Source organism: Acinetobacter sp. YH01004, assembly GCF_013420455.1.
GTDB classification, from domain to species: domain Bacteria; phylum Pseudomonadota; class Gammaproteobacteria; order Pseudomonadales; family Moraxellaceae; genus Acinetobacter; species Acinetobacter towneri.
In genome coordinates this window covers 1-4,608 of sequence record NZ_VOXZ01000029.1, presented here as the reverse complement: position 1 = coordinate 4,608, position 4,608 = coordinate 1, and the positions used below count along the sequence as shown (strand labels likewise).

Annotated in this window: 7 protein-coding genes; 5 read left to right on the top strand and 2 right to left on the bottom strand. The window is 35.5% G+C overall.

Going from position 1 to position 4,608, the window contains the following annotated elements:
• The 5 genes from FTT71_RS13030 to FTT71_RS13010 all read left to right on the top strand — a co-directional run.
• A partial coding sequence (locus FTT71_RS13030; RefSeq protein WP_180025073.1) for an IS3 family transposase occupies positions 1-482 on the top strand: 482 nt, incomplete at its 5' end.
• Between the two features lie 312 nt (positions 483-794).
• Positions 795-902: a phenol hydroxylase subunit gene (locus tag FTT71_RS13025; protein WP_218951701.1), complete on the top strand. Its 108-nt coding sequence runs from the start codon at positions 795-797 to the stop codon at positions 900-902.
• A 32-nt stretch (positions 903-934) separates the two neighbouring features.
• Complete coding sequence (locus FTT71_RS13020; protein ID WP_000122230.1) at positions 935-1,240, top strand: IS630 transposase-related protein; 306 nt, start codon at positions 935-937, stop codon at positions 1,238-1,240.
• A gap of 47 nt (positions 1,241-1,287) precedes the next feature.
• Positions 1,288-1,782: an IS630 family transposase gene (locus tag FTT71_RS13015; protein WP_001003818.1), complete on the top strand. Its 495-nt coding sequence runs from the start codon at positions 1,288-1,290 to the stop codon at positions 1,780-1,782.
• 81 nt (positions 1,783-1,863) lie between these two features.
• On the top strand, positions 1,864-2,610 hold the full coding sequence (locus tag FTT71_RS13010) for an IS5-like element ISAba31 family transposase (RefSeq protein WP_002122556.1): 747 nt from the start codon (positions 1,864-1,866) through the stop codon (positions 2,608-2,610).
• A gap of 153 nt (positions 2,611-2,763) precedes the next feature.
• On the opposite strand, the gene FTT71_RS13005 is transcribed toward FTT71_RS13010, so the two are convergent.
• Positions 2,764-3,552, bottom strand: a complete 789-nt coding sequence (locus FTT71_RS13005) for an ANT(3'')-II family aminoglycoside nucleotidyltransferase (RefSeq protein WP_005137601.1) — start codon at positions 3,550-3,552, stop codon at positions 2,764-2,766.
• A 67-nt stretch (positions 3,553-3,619) separates the two neighbouring features.
• Positions 3,620-4,608 (bottom strand): IS4-like element ISAba1 family transposase gene (locus tag FTT71_RS13000; RefSeq protein ID WP_179994544.1). Its coding sequence is split into 2 segments (ribosomal slippage), with 990 coding nucleotides annotated over them: positions 3,620-4,170 and positions 4,170-4,608; the frame shifts between segments, so codons are not numbered across the junction. This gene is flagged as partial in the annotation.

The following is a 4,608-nucleotide window of genomic DNA, read 5'->3' as shown; positions in this document are numbered from 1 at the left end:
TTCAAACAAATTCAGGCTGGGTTTATACTGCATTTATTATTGATGTGTTCTCACGAGCAATTGTTGGATGGAAAGTATCGACACGGATGAATACAGATATGGTGCTCGATGCATTGGAGCAAGCATTGCATGATCGAGGCATGCCAAAGAATGTGATTCATCATTCCGACAGAGGTGTGCAATATCTTTCCATTCGCTATACCAATCGTTTAGAAGCAGCAAATTTACGAGCATCAGTCGGTACGACTGGTGATTCATACGATAATGCTTTGGCTGAAACGGTGAATGGCTTATACAAAACAGAGGTGATTGAATATCTAAAAGCAGATTGGCAAGGTTTAGCGGATGTACAACTTGCGACACTAAATTGGGTAGATTGGTTCAATAAAGAGCGTGTACATAGTGCACTAGGTTATGTATCACCTTTTGATTTTGAAGCAATGTACTATGATAAGATTAACCCGTTAGGTCAGGTGGCCTAACTTAAATAAAAAACTCTCCGACAAACCCGGTACGGTTCAGTTGATTGAATTATAGGGGCTATCAATGCGAGTTGGAAAATCAAAAAAAGAAGCTTTGGCTTCTTTTTTTTTTGATCATCTATAAGTGCTTATACAACTGAGAAAATATAAAACACTTGAGAATTTTCTTAAGTCATACATTGTGACTTAAGAATTTGATAAAGAACATTGTATGAAATAAAAAAGAGAAAATCATAAATATTTGAAAAATAATAATAAATAAAATTGGCATGCAAGTTGCAATAATCTTATGGAGAATATGAGGATTTTGGTATGCAGCAACTCAATGTAGAACAGCCTCCTTGCTTTATTCATGTTACAGGGACTCAGCGTGACAAATATATCGAATTTGAATTTTCGATAGGTGATCCAGAGTTATAGTCAAATCATTATAAAACCAATACAATGGTGCAATGAGTTATTCAGAACATTTTAGACGTAAAATTTTAGCTAAGCTTGAGGAAGGTTATTCTATTCGAGCAGTAGCTGCACAATTTGAAATTAATAAAAATACCATTGTTGAATGGAAGAAACGTATAGAGATTAAAAAAACTCGTGTACGTAAACCTTCTAAAATTAACGATGATGCTTTACGTGAAGATGTTGAAAAGTATCCTGATGCTTATCAATATGAACGTGCTGCACGTTTTAATTGTGGTGTTTCATCTATTGGTGCTGCATTAAAGCGCTTAAATATTACAGTTAAAAAAAGACGTTAAGCCATCCTAAAGCAGATACAAAGCTTAGGGATAAATTTATTCTGCAAGTGAATGAATTAGAAAAAAACCATCCGATTATTTATCTGGATGAAAGTGGTTTTAAGTCACATGATTACAGACCTCATGGCTACTCACGAAAAGGAGTACCCTGTCTAGGGCAATATAATTGGCAATTAAAGAATCAGACCAATGCCATTGGAGCAATCCATAAAGGGTATTTATTTTCAGTCGGTTTATTTGACTGCAAAATCAATTCAGATGTTTTTCATTTTTGGATTGAGCAATTCCTCATACCAGCATTACCAGAAAATAGTGTAGTGGTTATGGATAATGCAGCATTTCATAAAAGAGCAGATATTCAGGAGTTATTGGAACAACAAGGGCATAAAATTCTTTGGCTTCCTGCATACAGCCCTGATTTAAATCCTATAGAACAGATGTGGGCATGGGTTAAACGTAAGCGTAAAGAATGGTTGATCGACTCAGTCGATGAGTTATTTCGAGTTTTTTTCGAATCTTGTATGAATAATAAAGTAGTTTGACTAGGGTGTGTTGACACTTTTAGCTTAAAAAAATAGCGAAGTAGTAAAATCAAATCGCCAAACCCAATTTTACTATTCGCTATGCCTCGTACTATGCTGACAGATCAACACTGGCAAAAGTTGAAAGTTATTCTGCGTAATTTATCCATTCACCACAACTCAAATTTACGCAATTTTATTGAAGCTATTCTCTATAGAATTAGAACAGGCTGTCCGTGGCGAGATATTCCTTGCTGTTTTGGTCATTCAAACTCTATTTTCAAACGTTTTAATCGTTGGTCAAGCAGCGGTAAGTTTCTTAGATTATTCAAATTACTAGCCTCATGCCCCGATATGGAGTGGATTTTTATTGATGGCTCTCATGTACGTGCTCATCAACATTCTGCCGGCATAGCGAATCAATCTATTTCTAAAAGTGTAGGAGGAAACTCCTCAAAAATACATTTGATTGTTGATGCACATGGCAATCCTATTGATTTCATGATTACCGATGGAACCACACATGATGTTAAAGTTGCACCTGATTTAATATCAACATTAGATTTAAAAGAGACAAAAGTGGTATGTGCAGATAAAGGCTATGATTCAGAACCACTGCGTGAACAGATCAGGAAAACAGGGACTAAAGCGAATATACCAAAGAAAACAAATAGCCAATCGAACAATGACCATATGGACTGGTATTTATATAAAATCAGGCATTTAGTTGAAAATATGTTTTGTAGATTAAAGCAATTTAGAGGAATAGCTACTCGATATGACAAGCTCAAAAGAAATTATCAAAGTTCTGTTGCTTTAGCATGTATATTTTTATGGCTACCTTTATAGGGTTAATTATGAACAGTAAATGTCAACAAACCCTATATTAAAATTAATATTATTTTCTTTAAACACTAAGTAATAAAAAAAGAGTGCTTAAGCACTCTTATATAGCCGTATGTTTAGTAAAGTCGGTAAGAAAAGCCAGAATCTAAAAAATTATTATGTGATCAAATTTCTTTTCTGCTCAAAATGCTCTTCAATTTTTGAACTCAGAAAATTAACAATAGGCTGCAAAGCATAATGTTCCTCTTGCCAATTTTGTTTACCGATTTCCCCTCTATATTCCTGTATAAGCCGCTGCAATACGAATTTCTGCTCAGGAGGAAGCTGAGGCATAACCCATCGAGCTGCATTGCCTTTTGAAGCAATATCCTTCATGACTAAACTAAAATAGATCCGGCATAAAGCTAAAATCTGGTTTCTTTCATCTGCATCCTCATCCCAATGAGCTACAATTTCGGGATAAGTATCAGACATTGCTTGCCATAGTTCTTGATCAGAAATTTCAGGTGCCCATTGGTCTAAAGCTGGACCAAATAAAACTGTATGATGAGATCTCGCTTTTCTAAGCAATATACTAATATCTGGGTCTTTCTGCGAACTTAATGTTCCACCTTCTTTAAGTTCTTCACGTAGCCATTCACCAAACTGCATTTCATAACTTAAAGGATAATTTCCAGACTGAATCTCATCTTTTAATAAAATAGTAACTTCTAATGGTCTTTGTAATTCCCCAACAGGCTGTGAAATTTTTAGTAATTCTTGTGCAAGCTGCTCGCGTAAAGCAGATGTTAATGGTTGAGTAACCACGACCAGAACATCAAGGTCACTTTCTGGCCCTAAGCCACCATCAACAGCTGAACCATAAAGATAGATTGCAAATAATGATTCCGCTAAAAGTTGCTGTAATTTTTCTTGTAGATATTCTAACTGAATGAAATCAGACATCTCTCATCTCCTTCGGAAGAAACAGATATAAAAAAGGCAGGATATTATACTCTGTACACGACAAATTTCACAGAACCCTTATCCTATCAGGATTCTGCTTTCTTAAAATTGCCAAAATTTCCTTAAACTCTTCTTTTTTCCCAAAACCAATTAAACGCTGAATCGCCATTTGAACATAGTCTAAACCATAGCGAAATAAACTCATTGAGAGTCGTCCATGCTTCTTTATTTTTATCGCTTTTTTTTGATTATGTTGCCATTCACCCGTTAAGTAACACCAACAGAAGCTTATAGCTAACACCGCAATCAATTTTTTCACTCGTCTAGGGTCTGTCAAGCGCGTATTTTCAAGATTAAACCCGCGTCCTTTGAGACAACTGAATAAGGTTTCAATTTCCCAGCGTAATGCATAATCCTGAATAGCATTGGCATTAAACTGAGGAGAAACGACGAGTAAAAGCTCTCCATTTTCTAACTGTAGTGCACTTATATATAGTTTCACCCGACCAACCAAAATCCGTCGTTTACGACATTCAATTTGACCAACTTTAAGATGGCGAAATAAATCACTAATTTTATGATTCTTTCCTAAATGATTGGTGACAATGAAGTTTTTTTAACACGAATGCAGAAGTTGATGTCTTGTTCAATTAACCATGTAAACCACTGCTCACCGATAAACTCTCTGTCTGCGAACACATTCACAATACGGTCTTTACCAAAAATGGCTATAAAGCGTTGAATCAAAGCAATACGCTCTTTCGTATCTGAATTTCCACGTTTATTAAGCAATGTCCAAAGGATAGGTATCGCTATTCCACGATAAACGATTGCGAGCATCAGGATATTAATATTTCGTTTTCCCCATTTCCAATTGGTTCTATCTAAAGTCAGTTGCACTTGGTCGAATGAAAACATATTGAAAATCAACTGAGAAATTTGACGATAATCAAAATACTGACCTGCAAAGAAGCGCTGCATACGTCGATAAAATGATTGTGGTAAACACTTGATGGGCAAGGCTTTAGATGCAGAAGAAAGATTACATGTTTGCTT